Here is a 21,774-nt window from a genome sequence, read left to right as displayed (position 1 = left end):
ACAACCAACATCCCTGTACCCGCCGTTCGGAACCCAAACGGCGGCGCTTCTCACAATGAGATGAAGGGGGTCAATTTTAGACGCCGATCACCCCGCTAAGGGGGGCAATTTTGCACGCCGCTCCACACGACATGGTCGACATGATCCGGCGCGGGGGCACCACACGCGGCACGGACGAACTGTTCGTGGCTACCGCCCGCGACGCCGCGCTCAGCCAGTTCGGGGCGCAGCTGCGTTACATGCGGGGCCGGACGTCCCGTGGCACGCTGCAGGACATGGTGGGCCACTCCAGACGCGTCGGCATCATGGAAGCGGCGCTGTTCTCAAGCTTCCTGAGCTCCCAGCTGCGTGTCCATTCCGCAGGTGCGGCCGATAGCGAACAGCGCATACGTACGGAACTCGGGGTGCTGGAACAACTGCTTCAATCCGTCCCTGCGGCTTGAACGCGGCAGAATACAGGGGGAGGTTGGTCTCAGTGGAAGTCGTGGCTGCGGATCGGGACGATGTCGTCCTGCCCCTGGTCGACCCCGAAAGGCGGCGATGCGAGGGTTCGGCCGCGGGGGAAGCCGGGATCGCGCGGGTCGGGGCCACCGCCGTGGGAGGCGCCATCGCCGCGACCAGGCATGACGGAAAAGTCCTTGCTGCCGATCGAGCGCAGGAGCGTATCATGATCGATGATGCGGTCGCAGATGATGTGAATGACGTCGCCTTCCTTCTGAAGTCGGCCCCGCATGGCGATCATGGAAGCGGACATGACCTGGCGGCGGTAAGTCTCGAACGTCTTGGGCCAGAGGATGCCTTGCGCCACCCCGGTTTCGTCCTCGATCGTCACGAAGAGGACCCCCTTCGCCGAACCGGGGCGTTGCCGCACGAGAATAACGCCGGCGACCTCCACATTGCGGCCGTCCCGCATCGACAGAAGATCGGCGCAACGCACGATGCGCATGCGGTCCAGTTGCGAGCGCAGGAATTGCAGAGGATGACCGCGAAGCGACAGCTGCAGGGAGCGGTAATCCTCCACCACCTCCCGCCCGGCGGTCATGGTCCTGAGAGCGACAGCGGGTTCCTGGCCCTGGGGTGAGATCGTGCCGCTGCGCGCATCCGTCGCGGCGAACAGGGGCAGGGGGGCTTCGTCGAGTCCCTTCACCTTCCAGAGGCCCTGCCGCCGGTTCTCGGCAAGGGAGTGGAAGGCGTCGGCCTCGGCCAGGCGTTCGATCGCGGCGCGGGGAACGCCTGCGCGGCGCCAGACGTCCTCGATGCTCGTGTAAGGCTCCGGTCCCCGGGCTGCCACGATCGCGGCGCCGTGCGCGTTGGCAAGGCCGCGCGCCTGCCGGAGGCCCAGACGCACCGCTTTCCAGCGGCCGGACGTGGGCTCCAGGGTGCAGTCCCAGTGGCTCGTGTTCACGCAGGCCGGGCGCACTTCCACGCCATGTTCGCGGGCGTCGCGGACGATCTGGGCCGGGGCGTAGAACCCCATCGGCTGCGCGTTGAGGAGAGCGGCGCAGAACACGTCCGGATGATGGTACTTCATCCAGCAGGAGGCATAGGTGATCTTGGCGAAGGAGGCGGCATGGCTTTCGGGAAAGCCGTAGGAGCCGAAGCCTTCGATCTGCTTGAAGGTGCGTTCGGCGAAGTCCCGGGGGTAGCCCCGGCTGACCATGCCGCCCACCAGCTTATCGTAGAAGTGCGTGACGCCGCCGGTGAGCTTGAAGGTCGCCATGGCCCGGCGCAGCTGGTCCGCCTCGACCGGCGTGAATCCCGCGCCCACGATGGCGACTTTCATGGCCTGTTCCTGAAAGAGCGGCACGCCCAGGGTTTTCTCCAGCACACCCCGCAGTTCGTCGCGCGGGTACTCGGGCGTTTCCTTGCCTTCCCGGCGGCGCAGGTAGGGGTGGACCATGTCCCCCTGGATCGGGCCGGGCCGCACGATGGCCACCTCGATCACGAGGTCGTAGAACTCCTTGGGCTTCATGCGGGGCAGCATCGCCATCTGCGCCCGGCTTTCGATCTGGAAGACGCCGAGAGTATCGGCCTTCTGAATCATGCCGTAGACTTCCGGATCGTCATCCTGCAGGTCCGCCATGCTGACGCGGATGCCCTTTTCCTGCTCCAGCAGCACGAAGGCGCGGTTCATGCAGCCGAGCATCCCGAGGCCCAGCACGTCGACCTTCATGAACTTGAGGGCGTCGATATCGTCCTTGTCCCATTCGATGATCTGGCGGTCGACCATTCGTGCCGGTTCGATCGGCACGAGGTCGTCCAGCCGGTCCTGGGTAAGCACGAAGCCACCCGGATGCTGGGAGAGATGACGGGGGGTGCCGATCAGCTGGCGGGCCAGTTCCAGCGTCAGCTTGAGGCGGTGGTCTTCCGCGTTGAGGTTGAGGCTCTCGATCTGCTCCTGCGGGATTCCGTCCATGGACCAGCCCCAGACGAGGCCGGTCAGCATCTTCGTCAGGTCACGGGGTAGGCCGAGGGCCTTGCCGACTTCGGCCACCGCTCCGCGTGTGCGGTAGCGCGTGACGACGGCCGTCAGGGCCGAGCGGTCGCGGCCATAGGTCTCGTAGATCCACTGGATGATTTCCTCGCGCCGTTCATGCTCGAAATCGACATCGATGTCCGGCGGTTCCCGGCGTTCGCCGGAGACGAACCGCTCGAACAGCAGCTCGTGCTTGACCGGGTCAATCGAGGTGACGCCCAATAGGTAGCAGACGCAGCTGTTGGCGGCCGATCCACGGCCCTGGCAGAGGATACCCCGTCGCCGGCTTTCCGCCACGATTGCGTGAACGGTGAGGAAATACGGGGCGTAACCGAGCTTTTCGATCAAGGTGAGTTCATGGTCGATCTGTTCGCGATAGGCCGTGGGTATCTCGCCGCCGAATTTCTCGCGGGCGGCCGCATCGGTGAGGGAGGCGAGGGCTTCCTGCGCGGTTCGCCCCTCCATCACCTCTTCGTAAGGGTATTGGTACTGGATCTCGCCCAGATCGAAGGTGCACTGGCGGGCGATATCGGCACTGGCCTGGATCGCCTCCGGAAAGGCGGCGAAGCGACGCTCCATCTCTTCGGGAGAGGCGAGGTCGCGCTCCATGAAGCGTTGGCGGCGAAAGCCCAGTTCGTCGATGGTGCACTTCTCCCGAATGGCCGTGACGACGTCCTGCAAGGGGCGCAGTTCCGGGCAGTGGTAGAGGACATCCCCAGTGGCAACGGCGCGGATGCGTGCGGCACGGGCCTGCGCCTGAAGCGTGTGGAGGCGCTCCGCATCGTCGGGCCTGCGTCGCAGAGACAGGGCGCAATAGCCCCGCGAACCGAAGACCTCGCGCAGCTCCCCAAGGTGCGCGGCCGTACCAGCGTCCGCCTTGTCAGGCACCAGGATGGCGATCATGTCCTGCGAATGGGCCGCGATGTCCGCCCAGTGGAGGATGCAGCGGCCCTTCCCCCCTCGTCCCTTTCCAAGGGAAAGCAGGCGGGTGAGCCGTGACCATCCCGCGCGCGTCTGCGGATAAAGCAGCAGCGCGCGGCCATCGGTCAGGTCGACCCGGGATCCCGGAATCATGCGGACGCCGGTGGTCTTCTGGCCATCCCACCCACGCACCACCCCGGCCACCGTGCTCCAGTCGGCCAGCCCCATGGCGGTGTGACCGAGGTTCGCGGCGGCGGCGAACAGCTCCTCGGGCGAGGAAGCGCCGCGCAGGAAAGAGAAGTGGCTGGTTACCTGAAGCTCGACGTAGGTCGCCATCACCCGAACATCCCGTGCATGTACCAGGTGAGATCGCCCGTCAGCGCGTCGACGCCGTCCCCCCGCCGGAACAGCCAGAAGCGCATGCCGTCTTGCGTTTCGACACGGAAATAGTCCCGCACCGCCCACATCTCGCGGCCGTTGCGCCACCATTCGCCATGGATGCGTTCAGGCCCGTCGCCAGCGACTACGCGATAGTCCTGGCGGCGCCAGGTGAACCGGCGCGGGGGGTGGTCCGGCATCAGGGCCACCACCCCGGACAAGGCTTCGGGGCGCTGCAGCAGGCGGACGGGGCGTTTCCATTCCGGCCAGCCTTTCGGGGAAGCGAGAGGGGAAACGCGGCGCATCGCCCGTTCCGGCACGTCGCTTTCGCGCGAGGACATCCGGAACAGGGCGGAAGGGCCGGCACGCATGGCAAGATGATCGATCAGCGGAGCCAAATCATGCGCCGCCCCGGAACTCTCGACCAGCGTGCCGGCGGCCTGCGCGGTCAGCGGCTCGTGATGCGGCACCAGCAGGTGCATGGCCTCGATCCCCAAGCCGGGATCGAGTTGCGCCATCTTCAGGCCGAACATGCGTTTCAGGTGCGCCTTGTCCCGGGTCGCCCGTGAAGCACCGATGATCAGGCGCTGCACTTCGCCATCGATCCGGTCCGCCATCAGCACCACGGTCCGTGCGCCCAGCGCCCGGCGCTGCAGAACGGTTGCGAGGTCATCGACCAGATCGGCAATGACCTGCGCGATGCTCTCGGGCGTGCCGATTGGTTCAAGAAACTGGCGCGTGACCCGGGGCGCCTCCACGGGAAGGACCGGCGTGATCGGCTCCGCCACGCTTCCGCGCGCCTGGTCGAGCCGCTCCACCGTGCGAAGACCGAGCCTGCGCGCCAGCGGGCCTCGAGGCATAGGGTAGAGGTCTGCTATCCGTTCCAGCCCGAACCGGGCGGCGGCGGTCAGGGCATCGGGTTGCAACCGCAGGGCGGCAAGCGGAAGGTCAGCCATCGCCTCGGCCTCCTTTCCGGAAGGCAGCAGGGTCATGGCCGCGCTGCCGAAGCGCGCCAAAGCGTGTGCCGCCCCCGGCGTACCCGCGACGGCAATCCGCACGGTAAGCCCCAGACGGTTCATGAAGGCGGTGAGCCTGCGGCAGAAGCGCTCCTCGCCTCCGAACAGATGAGTCGTCCCGGTGAGGTCGAGCCACAGCCCGTCCGCCCCCGACACGCTTGCCGTGGGCGTCCATTGCCGTGCCGCATGAAGGGCCAGCCGGTCGAGCAGGGCGCGATCGGCTGCGGGCTCGGCCTCGCGAACGTCCAGATCGGCAATCAGCGCCCGCGCGTGCGCTGCCGTCATGCCGGGATAGAGCCCGAGTTCGAGAGCAAGCGGACAGGCGGAACTGATCACCTCGCGCTGCCCCTCCCGCAGGATCAGGACCATGGGGCGGCCCCAGGTCAGGCCGGGACCGGGCGCCGGGGCTGTCATGGCAGCGGCTTCATCCCGATGCCTTGCCTTGAAGGGGTGCTCCGCCGGTTCGCTGCGCCGTCCCATCTCGCGCATCGTCGGACGCTGATGCGCCGGTAATCGGTCGAGGTCCGACTGAGAAGGGCGACGCCCGGATGCGTCGTCGCGTGCCCAGCGTGCCCCCGGACGCCAGCCGCCGCCCCGCGGCACGGAGCAGGCGCCCGGATCGTCGTCGATGGGGTCGACGAGGCGCGGCCTTGCCGGCGCGGAGCCTTCAAGCGGCGTGGCTGGCCGCTCTTTCCTGCGCAGCCGCTCGATCGGCAGCTGAGGCAGGAAGAGCGAGGCGACCCTCGGCATCGCACGCCTCCAGTTCGAGAGTGAAAGGATTGCCGTTCCGCTGGCGGACCAATTCCACCTGCCAGCGAGCCCTGCCAACTCCCGGCCAGGGCAGGCGTTCGGACGCGAGGCACCCGATGCGCCAGCGTGTCATGGCAGAGGAGGGCGTGCGCAGCGGACATCCCTCGCGAGAGCGGTGCCGGCGATAGAGCAGCATCGGCGTCTGGCCATCGGAGGCGGCCAGTTGAAGGCGGCGCGTGGCCGTCATGTCTGCAGCCTTCACTTCCGCCACGACACAGGCCAGCGAACCGTCTCGCAAGGCATCTTCCGCCATGGCGAGAACTTCGGCGTCCTTGCGCCCCTGGCCGTAAAGGACTTTCCCCGGGTTCAGCCCGACTTGCTCCAGCCCCGGGGCATAAAGGTCAAAGGCGGTGACAGCCCACAGCATTGTCGAGTTCGGATGCGTGGCGAACCGACCCGCGACACCCGCCAGGAACAGCGTTGCGGCGGCGTCGTCGTTCAGGCTTGCGGTGGCGGCGGCAACTTCATGCAGGCCGCTGGAATCAAGCCCCGCGTCGGTCAGCTGGCCGTCGATCTCCGGCAGGTCGAAGGGAAGCGCCGGACGGTTGGCCGGACGGACGCCTGCAAGCTCCTGGCGCAGTGTGGCCAACGTTTCTGCGCAGGACGACGGAGGCGCAGATGCGCGTCTGGTCGAGGGGGTGGGGGGTAGGGCAGGCATGGATCAGCATCGACTCGGTTGTTCCCTATATGTTCTACCGAGTCAGCCATTCCGTCAAGCAAGTCTCCGGCGTTGAGTGGGGGATAGAATCGCAACGGAACGCTGCGGGGCACCCCTGAGGAATGCCCCGTGCTCGTTTCCGGTGCCGGTATTCAGGCGGCGCGCCCCCTCATCATGCGATAGATCCACAAGAGGATGATGGCGCCGACGGTCGCCAGCAGGATGTTGATGATGTTCCCGCCACCAAGGCCAAGCAGGCTGCCGAGGAAACCGCCCAGAAGACCCCCGGCGATACCGATCAGGATGGTGACGATGATCCCGCCCGGGTCACGGCCGGGCATGATCCACTTGGCCAAGATACCGGCGATCAGGCCGACGATGATCCAACCAAGGATTCCGTATTCCATATCTTCTCTCCTGCTAACGAACCTTGTCTTACGCGCTAGGAAACACCTCCATTCGCAGGTGGCTCCATGTGGAAGCGATTTGTGGCAGCCCGCGCCGGTCGCATCCGTCTCAGAAGGCGGCGCAGAACGAGGAGAACGGCCACAGCCGTGACTGTCAGGAAGACGGCGATGATGGTGGCGACTACAGGATTGGCGAAGGCCAGCACCAGCATCGTGCCCGTGGCGGTATCTTCGGTGAGCGACACGGCGACATTGCTGACAGGTTCGGGGCTGGTGTTGACCACCGCCCGGGTTCCCGCCTTCGCCCCGTGGGCCAACAAGGCTGCGCTGCCGCCAAGCAGAAGGTTGACGATCTGCCAGGCGGGATCGGCGGGATCGACGATCGTCAGGGCCAGCAGCGCGCCGCCCACAGGACGTATGAAGGTATGCACGCCATCCCAGACAGAATCGACCCACGCGATCTCGTCCGCCAGGAACTCCGCCGCCAATCCCAGCCCGGAGGCGCCAAGAACCCAGGGGCTTGCGAGAACAGCCAATCCGCCGAGATGTTCGGGCATGGCGATCCAGCCCGCCTTCATCGCCAAACCCGTGGCAAAAACACAAAGGTACAGTCGCCACCCGGACAACAAGCTGACACTGCTTGCCAAGCCAATGAGCGAAAGCGCGTCTATAGCGGCCTCCCTGTACGGACAGGGATCATAGCTGGTCCGGATTCGCTTGACCAGAACTTTGCCCGCCGCCTGCAGCGTCGGTCACTCCGGATTTTTGTCCGTGATCTCGATCGGGAAATCTGGAGCGGGTGAAGGGAATCGAACCCTCGTCGTAAGCTTGGGAAGCTTCTGCTCTACCATTGAGCTACACCCGCGTCCGTTGACCTGCGTCATCTCAGGCGCGCCGTTCAGTGGCATGACCACTAAGGCGCAGGCCTAGTGCCACGGCGAGGGCGGGGCCGTCAACTTACCTTTTAACTCGATGCCACCTGCCCCCTGTGCCTTACCGCAGCGGGAGGCGCTCAGCCCGGCTCGGCCCAGACCGGCGTCCGCTTCTCGAAGAGCGCCTTGCCGCCTTCGCGGGCATCCGGGCCCGTGAGCATCTGCCGCACTTCGGGAAGAGCGAACATCTCGCGGTTCGACACTTCCATGCCGAGCTCGTGGTAGGACTTCATCACGGCCTTGGTGGCCACGATCGATGCCGGAGAGCAGGCGAGGATCTCGTCCGCCCAGCGCCGGGCGCAGGCAAGCAGGTCGCCATCGGCAGCCACTTCGGCGACCAGTCCCCAGTCGCGCGCCTGGATGGCGGTGATGCGGCGAGCGGTGAGCAGCATGGCATGGGCACGCTTGGGCCCCAACTCCTGGACGATCCGCTGGATACCGCCGCCCAGCGCGGCAAGCCCGACTTTCGGCTCCGTCAGGCCGAACGTCGCACACGGTGCGGCCACGATGATGTCGCACGCCAGCGCCGCTTCGAACCCGCCGCCAAGGGCAAGCCCGTTTACTGCGGCGATCACCGGCTTGCGACGCTCGAAGCGCCAGGTCAGCCCGGCAAATCCTGTCTGCGCAAGAGGCATGCCCCGGTACGAGCGCGGATCGTCAGGCGCGGCGGGTGAGCGCAAATCAGCACCGGCGGAGAACGCCTTGTCGCCTGCACCGGTGAGGATCGCCACCCACAGCGCCGGATTCGCTTCAAACCGGTCGAACACCTCGGCCAGTTCGAAATTAGCGCCAGCATGGAGGGCATTGCGCATCTCGGGCCGGTCGATCGTCACCATCATGACGTGGCCGTCAATGGCGACCTTGCAGAACTGCGTGTCCATTCCAATCCTCTCGTTGCGATGTACCGCGGTTGCAACCGGCGGCGGGTATCGGCAGGATCGTGGCGCAATGAGACAGGCAACGACCATCCTTTCCTTTCAGACAGCGGGCCGTGGCTTCATCGATATCACAACGGCGATGGAGGAGTGGCTCGCGGGAACCGGCATCGGGGAGGGTCTGCTCACCCTGCTATGCCGCCACACCTCCGCCTCCCTGCTCATTCAGGAGAATGCCGCGCCGGAGGTGCGCGTGGACCTGGCGCGGTGGCTGGACCGTCTGGCACCGGAGGACGCGCACTACGCGCATGACGAGGAAGGGCCGGACGACATGCCCGCACACCTCAAGACGACACTGACGGGAGTGAACCTGCAGGTGCCGGTTCGCGACGGGCATATGATGCTCGGCACATGGCAGGGGATTTACCTTGCCGAGCATCGCCACCGTCCGCACCGCCGGGAGATAGCGGTTCATCTGCTGGGCGAATAGGTTCTCCCCAGCGGAGTGTGCATCCGGGGCGATGAAACGTACGCACGCTGAGGCGGTTTGGGTTGCCAAGACCGCGTCTTGTCACAATAAGGAACCATGCAGGAAAATCGCATCATGCCTCCCGCTCGCATTCAGCGCAACCTACTCGCCATCGGCGAGCGGCGGTTGCTGAACTGGCTGTGCGCGCACATGCCGGGATGGGTAAAGCCCGATTTGCTGACCGCTCTCGGCATGGTCGGGGCCGTCCTGATCTTCGCCGGTTACGCCACCAGCCTCCTGGATGAAGACTGGCTGTGGATGTGCATCCCGGGCTACCTGCTGCATTGGTTCGGTGACTCCATGGACGGAAGTCTTGCACGGTTCCGTCATATCGAGCGCCCCCGCTACGGCTATTTCCTCGATCACAGCTGCGATGGCATCGCCACGTTCCTGATCCTGCTGGGTATCGGCATCAGCCCTTACGTGCGGCTGGAAGTCGCTCTCGTGGCCATGGTCGGGTATCTGCTGATGTGCATGCACGCCTTTCTGGCGGTGCGCGTGCTCGGGGAAATGCGGCTGTCTTACCTCAACGCCGGGCCGACCGAGTTGAGGCTCGTGCTCATCACGCTTACACTCGCCATGCTTCTGCTGGGCGACAAGCAGCGCGACATGACCGCCATGACCGGGTTCGACTGGTTCGTGGGCGGGGTCGGCGTGGTGCTGATCGGCCTGTTCCTGGTGCAGACCGCCAGTTCGGTGCGCAAGCTGGCCGGGATCGAGCCCGCGAAGTAGTCGCTTCTTCGCGGCATCGGAGAAGGCGGCAGTGCCGTCGATCCGAGGCTCAGCCCTGCTTCGATGCGTCCGGGAAAGCGGACATGAACGCCTCCGAAGGCGTGTCCGAAGCTGCCTCCGAAGCGAGCATGGTGCCATCGCTTCCGGGAGCATAGATGAAGCCGTGAGCCGGGCTGGCGCGTAGGCCCAGCGAGCGGGTGGGGGCATACCACACGCGTACGCTGCTCCAGTCCCCCTTCGTCGAGACATCTTCGGCCATGGCCGAAGTCTCGATCATGCCGGGACGGGACCAGTTCGCGTGATTGAGCAGGACGTGGCGTTGGTCCACGATCTTGCGAACCACCGCCACGTGCCCCACCGGCATCGCGCCCGTAGCCTTGAACACGAGTACGGCGCCGGCCCGTGGCGCCTGGCCCTGTGCGTAGGTGCCCTTGGCCTGTTCCCACCAGCTGGCCGCGTTGCCATGCAGATCGATGGCGGAATTTTCCCGCGCATAGGGGGCGCATTGCAGCGGGCGCGCCGTCGCCGGCTGCACCAGGGCGAGGGTAGCGAGAACAATAGCGGGAACCAATTTCATGTTGCGGAGTTATAGCCGCCGACTGTTTCCGCGAAAGTAATGCTTCGGGAAGTTATCGCTTTCCTGCAACGGTTTGCCGCAGCCGGTTCCCGTCCCCTTGTTGAACCTTCAGGGTGTGAGCGCCATCGTGGCGCCATCCTCGCGCACGACGCGGGGTTGGTCGGGCCAGATGCCGCGTGTGTCGTAGACCAGCTTGTCTGCGCGCTCCGCCAGGGGGACCACGCGAAAGACATCGTGGTCGACCAGCACGATCAGGATCGCGCAATCCTCTAGAGCTTCATCGATGTCGATCTGCGTGACGCCTGTATCGGTGAATTCGATCGGCAGTTCGGCAGCATAGGGCTCGACGATGGCGATGCGTTCGCCAAACTTGCGTGCCAGCCGGCTTGCCACGAAACGCGCCGGGCTTTCGCGGAAGTCGTCGATGTTCGCTTTGAACGCGAGGCCGAGGCACGCGACCTTGGCCACCGGATGCGCTTCGACAAGCGCTTCAGCCTTGGCGACCACGTGGTGCATCTTGTGGTCGTTCACACCGCGTGCGGTGCGGATCAGCGGCGTGTCCTCAGGTGCGCCATGCACGATGAACCAGGGATCCACCGCGATACAGTGGCCGCCCACGCCCGGTCCCGGTGACAGGATGTTCACGCGCGGGTGGCGGTTGGCGAGCCGGATCACCTCCCACACATCAAGGCCCATGCGATCCGCGACGATGGAGAGTTCGTTGGCGAAGGCGATGTTCACGTCGCGGTAGGCGTTCTCGACCAGCTTGGTCATCTCCGCCGATCGCGCATCCGTAGTGACGCATTCGCCCCGGACAAAACGCTTGTAGAACGCCAGCGCCTTGCGCGCGCAACGCGGGGTGATGCCGCCGATGGAGCGATCGTTGTTGGTCAGCTCCTCGAGGATACGGCCGGGAAGCACGCGCTCAGGACAGTAGGCGATGGAGATGTCCGGCGTCTCGCGCGTGAGGCCCGGGATCTTCAGGTCCGGCCGCATTTCGGCGATCATGTCGCGCAGTTGCTCCGTGGTGCCGACGGGGGATGTGGACTCCAGGATCACGACGTCGCCGTTCTTGAGGACCGGCGCAATGGTACGTGCGGCCGCAAGGACATAGGAGACGTCCGGGGCGTGCTCCTTGTCGAAGGGGGTGGGAACCGCGATGACGAAGACGTCCGCCGGAGCCACCTCCATAGAGGCCGAAAGCAGTCCACGGGCGACGACGCCCTGGACCAGACCGTCGAGATCGACCTCCTCGATGTGGATTTCACCGCGATTAATGGTGTCCACGACCTTCTGCGATACGTCGAGGCCGAGCACCTTGCTGCCGGAGCGGGCAATGACGGCGGCGGTCGGAAGGCCGATGTAGCCTAGGCCCACGACGCAGACGGCAGGTTTAGTGTCGGATTTCATTCGCAAGCAGCTCCACGATTCGGCCCGATGCCTGCCCGTCCCCGAAGGGATTGTGCGCGCGCGCCATGGTCTCGTAGGCTGCGCTATCGTCCAGCAGGGTTGAAATTTCGGTAACGATGCGGGCAGCGTCCGTCCCGACAAGCTTTGCGGTGCCCGCCTCTACCCCTTCGGGCCGCTCGGTCGTTTCGCGCATGACGAGAACCGGCTTGCCGAGCGCCGGGGCCTCTTCCTGCACGCCGCCCGAATCCGTGAGCATGACGGTGCTGATCGCCAGGAGCCGCGCGAAGTGCGGATAATCCAAAGGCTCGATCAACGCGACGTTGTCGAGGCCCGCCAGCGCTGCGTTCATCACCTTGCGCACGTTGGGATTGAGGTGGACCGGGAAGATGATCGCCACGTCCGGTCGCTGCGCGATGTGGCGGACGGCGCGGGCGATCTGTTCCATGCCGTCGCCGAAGTTCTCGCGCCGATGGCTGGTCACACCGATGATGCGGCGTCCCGAAAAGCGGTCTTCCAGCTCTGCGAGACCGGAGGCGAGGGAGGGCCTGCGCGCGATTTCGGTCGTCACCCATTGCAGCGCGTCGATCACGGTATTGCCGGTCACATGAACGCGTTCAGGCGGGACATTCTCGCGCAGGAGAGCGGCTTGGCTCGTCTGAGTGGGGGCGAAATGCAGGCTGGCCATGGCCCCGATGATCTTGCGGTTCGCCTCCTCCGGCCAGGGGTGATAGAGGTTGTAGCTGCGCAGTCCCGCCTCGACATGGTCCACCGGCACCTTGCGGTAGTACGCGGCCAGGGCACCGGACATCGCCGTTGCCGTATCGCCCTGCACGATCACGCGATCGGGCTTCACCGCGTCCATCACGCGGCCAAGCCCGGTGAGCAGGTTGGCGGTGAGCGTATCGAGGGTCTGGTCCGGCTGCATGACGTCGAGATCGTGATCGGGCGTGATGCCGGCGATCTGCAACACCTGATCAAGCATCTGCCGGTGCTGTGCCGAAACGCATACCACGCACTCGAAACGGGGATCGGCCTTCAGCGCGTGTACCACCGGGAACAGCTTGATGGCTTCCGGACGAGTGCCAAAGATGACAAGGATGCGTGCAGTCATGCAAGTCCCGTTACCAGCGGTGTGTTAAGGGCGGGATAAGGCCTCAGCCTTCCCGCGTGTAGCGCCCTTCGATGCTGGCTCCGCCAGTGCAGTAGGGGTCGGTGGAACGCCGTTGCGCCGGATCGGTGTAGGAGAGATCGAACGCGCTCTTCCCTGCCGGTTTCAGGACGAGCATCGGCTCGCCTTCTTCCAGCGAAGTCACCGTCCAGCTGTCCTTCTCGTCGTCCCGGCGGATCACACCGTCGAGGGCACAGGCCGGGCGCCCCTTCCCGGAAAGCGATACGAGAAGCATGGCCTGACCGTCGATGAGCGGGATCAGGCGCACCGGCCCGGCATAGCCCTCGCGCATGAAGCGGCCGGCGCCGAAGGGCAGGTTCGGCATGCGGGAGTTCTTGCCGTCGGCGTAATCCAGCCGCGCTTCCCGCCGATTGAGGGCGCGGGCATGGCAGCGATCGTCGGGGCAATGCCCGGCCCGACCGCGCGCCTGCTGCAGGGCGGCTTCGTAGACGGCGGCGTGCGCCGGTTTGTCGAGCGTCTTCTTCAGCCAATCGAGTTGGGCCTGCTCCCGCTTTCGGAGGTCCGCTTCACGGGCGACGAGTTCGGGCGCGGCCGGACGCGACACCTCCTTCGCGGCCCCGGACGGCTCCGACGCGTCGGGCCCGGTGCCGCAACCGGCCAGGGCGCCAAGCGGGGCAAGTGTCAGAATCAGACGGCGGATGAACGGCTTGGAAGCAATCACGGGGGGGAGCCTATCGCCGGCATCGGGGTAGGGCAATCACTAACCGGACGTTCGCGCACCACCCTGCATTGCGCAACGTGGACAACCGCACAGACAGCCTTGCTAGGCGCGCCGGCATGGGCAATCACCCGGTCCATGGCGATTCTGAGCGACAAGTGGATCCGGACCCAGGCCCTCGAGCACGGCATGATCGAGCCGTTCGTGGAGGCGCAGCGCCGGGACGGGTGCATTTCGTACGGCCTCTCTTCCTACGGCTACGACGCCCGCGTCGCGCCGGAATTCAAGATCTTCACGAATGTCGATTCGGCGGTGGTCGATCCCAAGGACTTCGCTGCCAACTCCTTCGTGGACCGAACGACCGATGTCTGCGTGATCCCGCCCAACTCTTTCGCTCTCGCACGCACCGTTGAATACTTCCGCGTCCCGCGCGACGTCCTCGTCATCTGTCTTGGCAAAAGCACCTATGCGCGGTGCGGCATCATTGTGAACGTGACGCCGCTGGAGCCCGGCTGGGAAGGGCACGTCACGCTGGAGTTTTCCAATACCACACCGCTGCCCGCCAGGATCTATGCGAACGAAGGCGCCTGCCAGTTCCTGTTCCTTCAGGGCAACGAACCCTGTGAGATCAGCTACGCCGACCGTGCCGGCAAGTACATGGGTCAGCGCGGAGTGACGCTCCCCCGCCTCTGAGCGGGAACAAACGGGCTGCACAAGGCTTCTCCCGGCGTACCGAGATCGGGAGACGTGCCGTGTCGAAGATCGCCGCCATCATCGGGCGCATTCTCATTGCGCTTATTTTTATATTCTCCGGGGCTGGAAAGCTTGCTGATCTCTCCGCGACCGAGACAATGATGGTCGCGGCGGGTCTTCCTTCGGGGCTTGCCATTCCGACCGGGCTGTTCGAGCTGATCGGCGGCCTGTGTCTTGCCGGTGGTTTTATGGTACGGCTTGTCGCCGCGCTGCTCGCCGCTTTCACGGCCCTCACGATCCTCTTCTTCCACGGCCAGATCGGCGATCCGATGCAGCGGGTCGAGGCGCTGAAGAACCTCGCTATCATCGGCGGGCTGGCGCTGGCCTTCGCCCATAGCCAGATGTGGAGCCACTACTACGCCATCGCCCGGGAACGCCGCGGCGAACTGGCGGCCCGCAACGCGGATGAGCGTGTGCGTGACGCTGAGTTGCGCGCCGCCCGTGCGGAGGCCCGCGCGGAAGCGCTGGCGCATGAACGAACCGCGCATGACCGTGCCACGGGCGTTCATGCCGCACCGGTACATTCCTCGCACACCGTGCTTACCGACACGGACCGCGATGGAGTACCCGAAGTCCGCCGTGCCGGCTGGCGCAACCGCCGCTGGTTCGACTGGTAAGCGATCGTCCCCGCAAGGGAACTTGATCTCGTCTCTTCCGCCGCTGACGATGCAGGGAAACGGCGGGAGAGCCCATGTCTCGAGATGATCTGGATGCGCGGATCGCCGCGCTTGAATCGCGGCTGCATGCGGCTGAGGATCAGCTGGCCATTCAGAACCTGCTGATGGCCTACGGTCCGCTTGTCGACAGCGCCTCCGCTGAGGAGGCAGGGAAGCTCTGGGAGGAGGGGGGCGGTTACACCTTCACTCTGCCGGAAGGTGGCGCGAAACGCCTGACCGCCCCCGACGAGATCGCCGGGATGTACACGTGGCCCGGCCATCTCGAGCTTGTGAATACCGGCTGCGCACATCTTACCGCGACACCGCGCATCGCTGTGCAGGGCGACGAGGCCGAGGCGGTCGGCTATTCCGTCGTAATCCTGAAGGAAGAGGATCGCTGGTTCCTCTGGCGCGCGGCCGTCAACCACTGGACGTTGCGCCGGACCGATCAGGGCTGGCGCGTCGTGGAACGGTCAAACCGGGCGCTGGACGGAAGCCCGGAAAGCCATGCCCTGATGCGCAAGGTCATCGCCGCATGATGCGCTTCGCCGGAAGAGTGGTCATCATCACCGGTGCCTCGAGCGGGCTGGGGCCGGTCATGGCGCGGATGATGGCCGCCGAAGGCGCGCGCCTCGTGCTGGCGGCGCGCCGTTTCGAACGTGTCGAGCAAGTGGCGCAGGGCATCGGCGGCGAGGTCGTGGCTGTGCGCGCCGACGTCACCAGCGAGGATGACGTGGCCGCCATGGTCGAGGCTGCCATGCAACGCTGGGGGCAGGTCGACGTCATGATGAACAACGCGGCCGTGCCAGGGGTCGACAAGTTCATCTGGGAACAGACCGTCGATAACTTCATCGACACCTACAAGGTGGACTGCATGGCCGCGATGCTGTGCTCTCGCGAGGTGCTCAACCGCTCGATGATGGCGCGGCGCTCGGGCTCCATCGTCAACTTCTCTTCAAGCGCCGGATGGGACGGCATGGTGCGCAAGGGGCATTATTCCGCTGCCAAAGGCGCCCTGCGCATCCTGACCAAGACGATCGCGCGCGAGGTGGGGGAATATGGCATCCGCTGCAACTGCGTCGTGCCGGGCGCCATCGCGACAGACCTGATGCTGAACTACATGCAGCGCATCGCCGCCGAGCAGGGCGTCAGCGCCGCCGAGGTGGAAGCCGGCATCGTTGCGCCTCTGCCCCTCAAGACCTTCTCCACACCCGAGGATGTCGCTCGCCTCGCCCTGTTCCTCGCTTCGGACGAGGCGCGCACCATCACCGGGCAGTCGGTGAATGTCGACGCCGGGCTGGTGATGTCATGACTCTGGACGATCTTCTGGCGCGCGAAGCTCTCCGCGATCTCGTGGCCCGTTACACCACTGCCGGCGATCGCCTGCGGATAGAGGAGTTCGTTTCCTGCTTCACGGAGGATGCCGTGCTGGAAAGCGAGCGTGTCGCTGCCGACCGGCTGTTCCGGTACGAAGGGCGTGAGGCGATCAGAGCCTGGCAGGAACGGTGGCGCGCAGGCGAGGGAGAGACACACGGCGCCACCTTCGTGCGCCATCACCTGTCCACCTCGAAGATCGACCTCCTGGGGCCCGCGACCGCGCAGGGGAGAACCTACTGGGTCGCGTGGACGGACATCGGCCCGGATCACGCGGGTTACTATCTCGATGCGTTCCGCAGGGAGGGTGGCGATTGGCTCATCGCGCACCGGCGGGTGCGGATGGACTGGGAATCGCCGCAAAGCCTGTTTCGCACTGCCGTCGGCCGCTCCGCCTAGCCCTCAGTGCAGAGGCCAGAAGTGAATGATGAGCGGCGTTCCCAGCACCAGTACCAGCAGGGACAGCGGCGCACCCAAACGTGCGTAGTCGCCGAAGCGGTATCCGCCCGGCCCCATCACCAGCGTGTTGCACTGATGCCCGATGGGCGTCAGGAAATCGCATCCGGCGCCGATCGCGGTTGCCATCAGGAAGGCGTCGGGCTGGTAGCCGAGGTCGCTTGCGAAAACGGCGGAAATGGGCGCCATGACCAGCACGGTCGCGGCATTGTTGAGGAACGGCGTCACCGCCATCGAGGCGGCAAGCACCAGCGCGACGGCACCCCAGGGCGGCATATCGCGGGCGAGCGCCGCCAGTTGCGTCGCCAGCACATCGGACGCGCCGGTGGATTGAAGGGTGCTGCTGACGGGGATCAGGGCGCCCAGCATGATGAGTATCGGCCATTCGACCGCATCATAGGCATCATCAACAGAGAGGGCGCCTGTGATCACCACCAGGCCGGCGCCGGCAAAGAAGGCGGCAGCGACCGGCATCAGTCCCGTTGCCGTCGCGAGCATCGCCGCGGCGAGAATGCCGATCGCGAGCCACCCCTTGCGCGTCGATCCAAGACCGATCTGCCGCTGCGCCAGCGGCAGCACTCCCAACTGGCGAAGCCGACCGGGCATGGCCGAAAGCGAACCCTGAAGCACGATCACGTCGCCGGCCTGCATCAGCACGCTCGCGGGTTTGACGCGAAGGCTTTCCCCCTGGCGCGAGATCGCGACGAGCCGCAGCCCCATGCGCTCACGCAGCATCAGGCGGCTGGCGGAACTTCCTGCCAATGCCGAACGTGCCGTCACCACCCCTTCGATCACGCCAACGTCGTCGCCAGGCCGGACGGCGGCTCCGGCCTCTTCCTCCTCCTGCCGGCCGCCCGGATCGAGCTGCCCGGCCGCCACAGCGCGCTCCAGCGCGTCCGGCTCACCCGCCATGATGAGGATATCGTTTTCAACCAGCACGAGGTCGGGGCGGACGTCACCTGTCAGGCCGTGGCGCAGGACCGCGGTGACCTCGACCTCGCCATCGTGCTCCTTCATGAACGCCGCGACGGTGCTCCCCACCAGCCGGGAGGTGTCGCGCACGCGCGCTTCGATCGTGTAATCCGATATGTCGAGGGCCTCGCCCATAGCGGCCACCGCGCGGCGGTCAGCCGGGAGCAGGCGGTAGCCGAAACGCAGGAAGACAAGGCCGATGGTCAGGAGGCCGAGCCCCGTCGGCAGGTAGTCGAACATACGGAAGGGTTCGCCCACCATCTGTTCGCGCACGCGGCTGACGATGATGTTGGGCGATGTGCCGACCAGTGTGGTCAGCCCTCCCAGGAGCGCTGCGAAGGACATCGGCATGAGGAACCGGGAGGGGTTCGTCCCGCTGCGGCGAGCCAACTGGCCGGCGGCCGGCATGAGCATCGCGAGCGCGCCGATGTTTTTGATGAGGCCGGAGGCGAGGCCGACCGAGGCGGTGAGGACGAGGAGTTGCAGTCCGGTGCGCTTCAGCCACTGGCCCGCCCAGGCGACCGCCTTCTCGATGAGGCCGGAACGCTGCACCGCCGCTGAAAGCACGAGCGCGGAGCCGACGATGATAACGATGTCGTCCGAGAAGCCGCTGAACGCCTTATCCGGCTCCACGAGGCCAAGAGCCAGGCCGGCAAGCAGCGCTATCACCGCCGTCACGTCATAACGAAAGCGGCCCCAGATGAAGAGGCCCATCATCCCGCACAGGAGGGCGATCGAAAGGTACTGATGGAAGGTCATTGAACCTCGAAGCGAACGAAAACGCCCGCAGGAAATGCGCGGAGAGCCTGCGGGTGCCCAATTTACTTGTTCAACCATTGACGAGGCGCCCACAACGCGGCAATAGCCCCCTTCGCGCCAGGCGCGGGCGGTTAGCTCAGTTGGTAGAGCATCTCGTTTACACCGAGAGGGTCGGGGGTTCGAGCCCCTCACCGCCCACCATTCCCAAACAGCATGAGGCATTGCGGGGGCACGGCGCAGCCTGCAAATAAGTGCAAAAAAAGTGCACGAAGGCGATTGCACACCAAGCCTTCCCCATGTAAACGCCGCGCCTGCCCACAAGGGACGCCGCTTTAGCTCAGTTGGTAGAGCACATCATTCGTAATGATGGGGTCACGTGTTCGAGTCACGTAAGCGGCACCAGCTTTTTCAAGCACTTAGACGGTTTGAAGGACAGCGGCGCAGACGGTAGGGTGACAAATGGGGTAACAACCCCGAGGTTTATCCCCCAAGCAACTTTTCCTGAGGTTAGGAGCCCGCGAACAAGGGGGTACGGGGGGGTGTTTTGCAACAGCCCGTTACCCGTCCGTCACCCCAGCGCACCAAGCGACGCGAAAAGTCACGTGGGATCAATAGGTTATTGGACTAGTCCGCATCATACGTCATGATGTGGACGCATCAGTGGTGTGAAGCGACGTTGGCCGTCAGGTGGTCCGCCAGCGTCGCGCGCGTCAGCCCGTCCATTGCCTCATGCGCCCAAAATTGCTCCTCGCCCCATGGGATCGGCAGACCGAAGCAAATCCGGACGATTGCCCGACACCTCTCTGTTAGATTCGCCGATCCATCAAAGATGGCCCACATGCGCCGCCCGACAGCGAGCGGCGTTGGCCTCGCGAGACTGTCGTGGACGCCTTCGATGATAGCTGCGACGCCTTGAGCATCACAGAACAGCACACCGTCTTTCAAATGCTGTTGGACCAGCGGTGGCGCGGCTCGCACCCGGATCGCTGGTGCATTGGCTCGGGTGTCGCGTGTGTGCCGACCGAACCATAGGACATTTTGCCACGCGTCGAGGACGATGGCGAATTGCGTGCCGGTGACGTGATGTGCTGTGTATTTCATGCTCGATTCTCCCCGAAAATTATGCCGGATGCTCTCGCGTCCTGATTTTGGATCATGTCGTTCCACCGATCAGCGAGCCGCTGGCCCACATCGCCACCAGCGCCGACTGGCTCGAACGGGACAGGTGGGAACAGCTTCATCCGGAGTGACAGGGGCCAAAGTGGCGGGGCCGATGTTGCCCTTTGATCATCGGCGAGATAGTGAGCGTAAAGCGCACCCGCCCCGTGCTCGGCTTCATGCGCTGCCAGCCATGCGTCGCGTTCATCGCGCCACTCATCGTACCGCTTCCGTTCCCACGGTTCACAATGATGCAGACGGTGCGCAAGCGATCCTGCGGGCAACAGGACCGAGCGCACCGACATGAGACGTTTGGACAGACTGACTCGGCTCATCGTTTGGACAGACTTGTGATGAGAAGTTCAAGTTCTTCAACCTGACGCTTCAAGTCTTTAAGTTCCGCTGCTTCGCTTGCCGTCTTTGTTGCTTGTGCAAGTCGCGCCGCTTCATCGGGACTGATTTCACCCATCGCAGCGGCGTCGATGATAGCGTTGGGATCAGTGCTGTCCAATTCAACCGTTCGGCCACCTTTAGGCAACGTATATTCGAGGACAAGCTTAATTGCCCCCATGTCGCCTGCAGTCACCCGTTCACGCAGCTTGGCGACTGCTTCCGAGGAGAGGTCCTGGACCGCTTTAAGCGAAGTCAGCGACACCTTGTTCTTTGAGCCGCGAGGCCTGCCACCGCTTCCCGGCGCGAACGTACCGTTGGCAAGGCGTGGGACTATTTGTTGCGTCATTTTCAAATCCATTCAATGCTGCGACCACGCGCCACCAGCCATCGGGCGACCGCGCCCGTATCGAGCAACCCGCGCCGTATTGGGCGCGGGAAGCCATTGCGGGCTTGATGGTGCGCCGCGAGTTGACGGGACCAGCCCAGCCGCCGCCAAGCGTCACCGGACGCAATGACGGGCTGGGCAGGCAGGAACACCGGGGTCACGATGCCGCCAGAACCGCGTCGAGCACATCGGACGGCTGCGCGTCGAGCGAGACGGCGAGCACCGACAGGGTATTTTGAAGTGCCTGCTCGACTTCATCCAGAGCAGCGCGACGATCGTTGTGCTGCGCAATGCTCGCCTGTGCCGCCGCTTCCGCCGCAGCCATGTCGGGCCCGGTGGGCGACAGGAGTTCGAGCGACGGACGCAAGGGATGCAGCGAGTGGCTCGCGCTGCGCTCGACGTGCGCAAGCGCCAAGTAGCGATCCGCCGCGACCTCGAACGCTTCGGGCGAGATGGCGGCGAGATTGCCACGGGCCACCAAGGCGGCGAGGTCCGTGATATCTGCGGACTGGACAAACGCCATCTGGGTGGCGCGATCCATCGCGGCCACGCGGGCGCGCCGTTCCGCTTCGTGCCGCATATCGACTGACTCGGGAACCGCACGCAGTCGAGCGTCCGTTTCCGCCACCGCGCGGCGTTCCGCCGATGCAAGGTGCATCGCACGGCCCAAAGCAGCCAACATCGGCGGCGCGACGTTGCTACGGACGTGTTCAAGCGCGGGCTCGGGCAGGTACTTCGCAAACGCATCGGCACCACCATTGGCGTAAGCGACCGATGCAGTGGCGAGCCCGGACAGCGGCGCGTGGCGCTTGGCGTCGATCGCGGTGGTCGCGCGGGTGCCGTTACGCTCGACGGCGAGAATGTCGCCATTCGCGGTGGACTGGTGCGTGAACTTTATCATGTAAAGCGGGCCTTATTTTGTTGAACATCCTAAAGTTGATGTCCAGTAGCACCGCCGTCAATAGGGACGTTCAATAAATATTTTGTCGTAAACTACTTACCACGGTGAAAGGTGTTACTCGGGAGTGGCCTTAGCCGCTATAACGTCGAAACCTGTTATAGCGGGAAAATGTGGTGCGTTTTCAAAGGGATACGGGTGATCCGCTATGACGCTATGGAAAAACCTATCGCCGCCTTTTAACGTTGTATGCAACAGGTACAATTGTAAGCAATAGGTACAATTTGCTTGTTGCAACACTCATTACCCTATTCCTTGATTTTCCTTAGCGTTATAGCGGATTGGGTATAAGGTATTGCAAATGAACGAAAAAAGGCCGCTATAACGTCCAATCTGTTATAG

Annotated in this window: 22 protein-coding genes and 3 tRNA genes; 10 read left to right on the top strand and 15 right to left on the bottom strand. The window is 64.8% G+C overall.

Features of this window, described 5'->3' with window-relative positions:
- Positions 1-110 precede the first annotated feature (110 nt).
- Positions 111-443, top strand: a complete 333-nt coding sequence (locus tag C2R25_RS12875; RefSeq protein ID WP_146049664.1) for a hypothetical protein — start codon at positions 111-113, stop codon at positions 441-443.
- Positions 444-472: 29 nt separating this feature from the next.
- Here the strand turns inward: C2R25_RS12875 and C2R25_RS12870 are convergent, their stop codons facing one another.
- The 7 genes from C2R25_RS12870 to C2R25_RS12840 all read right to left on the bottom strand — a co-directional run bounded on the left by C2R25_RS12870 (position 473) and on the right by C2R25_RS12840 (position 8,479).
- Complete coding sequence (locus tag C2R25_RS12870; protein WP_103729592.1) at positions 473-3,733, bottom strand: error-prone DNA polymerase; 3,261 nt, start codon at positions 3,731-3,733, stop codon at positions 473-475.
- Positions 3,733-5,541, bottom strand: coding sequence for a DUF6504 family protein (locus C2R25_RS12865; protein WP_103729591.1), 1,809 nt, complete (start codon positions 5,539-5,541; stop codon positions 3,733-3,735). The genes C2R25_RS12870 and C2R25_RS12865 overlap by 1 nt, the downstream gene beginning before the upstream one ends.
- On the bottom strand, positions 5,459-6,190 hold the full coding sequence (locus C2R25_RS12860; RefSeq protein WP_233203968.1) for an ImuA family protein: 732 nt from the start codon (positions 6,188-6,190) through the stop codon (positions 5,459-5,461). The genes C2R25_RS12865 and C2R25_RS12860 overlap by 83 nt, the downstream gene beginning before the upstream one ends.
- A 221-nt stretch (positions 6,191-6,411) precedes the next feature.
- Complete coding sequence (locus C2R25_RS12855; protein ID WP_103729590.1) at positions 6,412-6,666, bottom strand: GlsB/YeaQ/YmgE family stress response membrane protein; 255 nt, start codon at positions 6,664-6,666, stop codon at positions 6,412-6,414.
- 35 nt (positions 6,667-6,701) lie between these two features.
- A complete protein-coding gene (locus C2R25_RS12850) occupies positions 6,702-7,313 on the bottom strand; it encodes a DUF4126 domain-containing protein (protein WP_369825707.1) in 612 nt (203 codons plus the stop codon).
- A 144-nt stretch (positions 7,314-7,457) separates the two neighbouring features.
- Positions 7,458-7,531: transfer RNA gene (locus C2R25_RS12845), tRNA-Gly, on the bottom strand.
- Positions 7,532-7,678: 147 nt separating this feature from the next.
- Positions 7,679-8,479, bottom strand: a complete 801-nt coding sequence (locus C2R25_RS12840) for an enoyl-CoA hydratase-related protein (RefSeq protein ID WP_103729588.1) — start codon at positions 8,477-8,479, stop codon at positions 7,679-7,681.
- A 67-nt stretch (positions 8,480-8,546) separates the two neighbouring features.
- On the opposite strand from C2R25_RS12840, the gene C2R25_RS12835 reads away from it, so the two are divergent.
- Positions 8,547-8,963 carry a secondary thiamine-phosphate synthase enzyme YjbQ gene (locus C2R25_RS12835; RefSeq protein WP_103729587.1) on the top strand — a complete coding sequence of 139 codons (417 nt, stop codon included), beginning with the start codon at positions 8,547-8,549 and terminating at the stop codon, positions 8,961-8,963.
- 96 nt (positions 8,964-9,059) lie between these two features.
- Positions 9,060-9,734, top strand: a complete 675-nt coding sequence (locus C2R25_RS12830) for a CDP-alcohol phosphatidyltransferase family protein (protein ID WP_103729586.1) — start codon at positions 9,060-9,062, stop codon at positions 9,732-9,734.
- A gap of 49 nt (positions 9,735-9,783) precedes the next feature.
- Here C2R25_RS12830 and C2R25_RS12825 read toward each other — a convergent pair whose 3' ends face one another.
- The 4 genes from C2R25_RS12825 to C2R25_RS12810 form a co-directional block, all read right to left on the bottom strand.
- Positions 9,784-10,311 (bottom strand): CHAP domain-containing protein, encoded by a 528-nt coding sequence (locus C2R25_RS12825; RefSeq protein ID WP_103729585.1) that lies wholly within the window; start codon positions 10,309-10,311, stop codon positions 9,784-9,786.
- A gap of 108 nt (positions 10,312-10,419) precedes the next feature.
- A complete protein-coding gene (wecC, locus tag C2R25_RS12820; protein WP_103729584.1) occupies positions 10,420-11,721 on the bottom strand; it encodes a UDP-N-acetyl-D-mannosamine dehydrogenase in 1,302 nt (433 codons plus the stop codon).
- Positions 11,705-12,832 carry a non-hydrolyzing UDP-N-acetylglucosamine 2-epimerase gene (wecB, locus tag C2R25_RS12815; protein WP_103729583.1) on the bottom strand — a complete coding sequence of 376 codons (1,128 nt, stop codon included), beginning with the start codon at positions 12,830-12,832 and terminating at the stop codon, positions 11,705-11,707. Before wecB ends, wecC begins: the two co-directional genes overlap by 17 nt.
- A 43-nt stretch (positions 12,833-12,875) precedes the next feature.
- Positions 12,876-13,571, bottom strand: a complete 696-nt coding sequence (locus C2R25_RS12810; protein WP_103729582.1) for a hypothetical protein — start codon at positions 13,569-13,571, stop codon at positions 12,876-12,878.
- 135 nt (positions 13,572-13,706) lie between these two features.
- Here C2R25_RS12810 and dcd point away from each other — a divergent pair, with 135 nt between their 5' ends.
- From dcd to C2R25_RS12785, 5 genes are all read left to right on the top strand, one after another.
- Complete coding sequence (gene dcd / locus C2R25_RS12805; protein ID WP_103729581.1) at positions 13,707-14,261, top strand: dCTP deaminase; 555 nt, start codon at positions 13,707-13,709, stop codon at positions 14,259-14,261.
- A 59-nt stretch (positions 14,262-14,320) separates the two neighbouring features.
- Positions 14,321-14,938: a DoxX family protein gene (locus C2R25_RS12800; protein ID WP_103729580.1), complete on the top strand. Its 618-nt coding sequence runs from the start codon at positions 14,321-14,323 to the stop codon at positions 14,936-14,938.
- Between the two features lie 74 nt (positions 14,939-15,012).
- Positions 15,013-15,516, top strand: a complete 504-nt coding sequence (locus C2R25_RS12795) for a nuclear transport factor 2 family protein (protein ID WP_103729579.1) — start codon at positions 15,013-15,015, stop codon at positions 15,514-15,516.
- Complete coding sequence (locus tag C2R25_RS12790) at positions 15,513-16,289, top strand: SDR family NAD(P)-dependent oxidoreductase (RefSeq protein ID WP_103729578.1); 777 nt, start codon at positions 15,513-15,515, stop codon at positions 16,287-16,289. The genes C2R25_RS12795 and C2R25_RS12790 overlap by 4 nt, the downstream gene beginning before the upstream one ends.
- Positions 16,286-16,750, top strand: a complete 465-nt coding sequence (locus tag C2R25_RS12785) for a nuclear transport factor 2 family protein (protein WP_103729577.1) — start codon at positions 16,286-16,288, stop codon at positions 16,748-16,750. The genes C2R25_RS12790 and C2R25_RS12785 overlap by 4 nt, the downstream gene beginning before the upstream one ends.
- 3 nt (positions 16,751-16,753) lie before the next feature.
- On the opposite strand, the gene C2R25_RS12780 is transcribed toward C2R25_RS12785, so the two are convergent.
- Positions 16,754-18,538 (bottom strand): SLC13 family permease, encoded by a 1,785-nt coding sequence (locus C2R25_RS12780; RefSeq protein ID WP_158250668.1) that lies wholly within the window; start codon positions 18,536-18,538, stop codon positions 16,754-16,756.
- Between the two features lie 125 nt (positions 18,539-18,663).
- Between C2R25_RS12780 and C2R25_RS12775 the strand changes: the two genes are divergently transcribed.
- Together C2R25_RS12775 and C2R25_RS12770 are read left to right on the top strand one after the other, a co-directional pair.
- Positions 18,664-18,739: transfer RNA gene (locus C2R25_RS12775), tRNA-Val, on the top strand.
- Positions 18,740-18,864: 125 nt separating this feature from the next.
- A tRNA-Thr gene (locus tag C2R25_RS12770) sits at positions 18,865-18,940 on the top strand.
- A gap of 255 nt (positions 18,941-19,195) precedes the next feature.
- On the opposite strand, the gene C2R25_RS12765 is transcribed toward C2R25_RS12770, so the two are convergent.
- The 3 genes from C2R25_RS12765 to C2R25_RS12750 form a co-directional block, all read right to left on the bottom strand.
- The gene (locus C2R25_RS12765; RefSeq protein WP_103729575.1) at positions 19,196-19,639 is read right to left on the bottom strand and encodes a hypothetical protein; all 444 of its coding nucleotides are present in this window, start codon (positions 19,637-19,639) and stop codon (positions 19,196-19,198) included.
- A gap of 388 nt (positions 19,640-20,027) precedes the next feature.
- Positions 20,028-20,435 (bottom strand): hypothetical protein, encoded by a 408-nt coding sequence (locus C2R25_RS12755; RefSeq protein ID WP_103729573.1) that lies wholly within the window; start codon positions 20,433-20,435, stop codon positions 20,028-20,030.
- Between the two features lie 196 nt (positions 20,436-20,631).
- The gene (locus C2R25_RS12750) at positions 20,632-21,375 is read right to left on the bottom strand and encodes a hypothetical protein (protein ID WP_103729572.1); all 744 of its coding nucleotides are present in this window, start codon (positions 21,373-21,375) and stop codon (positions 20,632-20,634) included.
- Positions 21,376-21,774 lie beyond the last annotated feature (399 nt).

It is taken from the genome of Novosphingobium sp. HII-3, from assembly GCF_002916655.1.
Classification (GTDB): domain Bacteria; phylum Pseudomonadota; class Alphaproteobacteria; order Sphingomonadales; family Sphingomonadaceae; genus Novosphingobium; species Novosphingobium panipatense.
The sequence above is the reverse complement of the archived record's forward strand: the minus strand, read 5'-3'. Positions and strand labels throughout refer to the sequence as shown.

Bases quoted from the DNA above. Each gene is read 5' to 3' on its own strand.
- wecB (WP_103729583.1), bottom strand. From the start codon at position 12,832: ATGACTGCACGCATCCTTGTCATCTTTGGCACTCGTCCGGAAGCCATC.
- dcd (WP_103729581.1), top strand. From the start codon at position 13,707: ATGGCGATTCTGAGCGACAAGTGGATCCGGACCCAGGCCCTCGAGCAC.
- wecC (WP_103729584.1), bottom strand. From the start codon at position 11,721: ATGAAATCCGACACTAAACCTGCCGTCTGCGTCGTGGGCCTAGGCTAC.
- C2R25_RS12870 (WP_103729592.1), bottom strand. From the start codon at position 3,733: ATGGCGACCTACGTCGAGCTTCAGGTAACCAGCCACTTCTCTTTCCTG.
- C2R25_RS12830 (WP_103729586.1), top strand. From the start codon at position 9,060: ATGCAGGAAAATCGCATCATGCCTCCCGCTCGCATTCAGCGCAACCTA.
- C2R25_RS12795 (WP_103729579.1), top strand. From the start codon at position 15,013: ATGTCTCGAGATGATCTGGATGCGCGGATCGCCGCGCTTGAATCGCGG.
- C2R25_RS12840 (WP_103729588.1), bottom strand. From the start codon at position 8,479: ATGGACACGCAGTTCTGCAAGGTCGCCATTGACGGCCACGTCATGATG.
- C2R25_RS12865 (WP_103729591.1), bottom strand. From the start codon at position 5,541: ATGCCGAGGGTCGCCTCGCTCTTCCTGCCTCAGCTGCCGATCGAGCGG.
- C2R25_RS12825 (WP_103729585.1), bottom strand. From the start codon at position 10,311: ATGAAATTGGTTCCCGCTATTGTTCTCGCTACCCTCGCCCTGGTGCAG.
- C2R25_RS12780 (WP_158250668.1), bottom strand. From the start codon at position 18,538: ATGACCTTCCATCAGTACCTTTCGATCGCCCTCCTGTGCGGGATGATG.
- C2R25_RS12785 (WP_103729577.1), top strand. From the start codon at position 16,286: ATGACTCTGGACGATCTTCTGGCGCGCGAAGCTCTCCGCGATCTCGTG.
- C2R25_RS12750 (WP_103729572.1), bottom strand. From the start codon at position 21,375: ATGATAAAGTTCACGCACCAGTCCACCGCGAATGGCGACATTCTCGCC.
- C2R25_RS12855 (WP_103729590.1), bottom strand. From the start codon at position 6,666: ATGGAATACGGAATCCTTGGTTGGATCATCGTCGGCCTGATCGCCGGT.
- C2R25_RS12790 (WP_103729578.1), top strand. From the start codon at position 15,513: ATGATGCGCTTCGCCGGAAGAGTGGTCATCATCACCGGTGCCTCGAGC.
- C2R25_RS12755 (WP_103729573.1), bottom strand. From the start codon at position 20,435: ATGACGCAACAAATAGTCCCACGCCTTGCCAACGGTACGTTCGCGCCG.
- C2R25_RS12765 (WP_103729575.1), bottom strand. From the start codon at position 19,639: ATGAAATACACAGCACATCACGTCACCGGCACGCAATTCGCCATCGTC.
- C2R25_RS12835 (WP_103729587.1), top strand. From the start codon at position 8,547: ATGAGACAGGCAACGACCATCCTTTCCTTTCAGACAGCGGGCCGTGGC.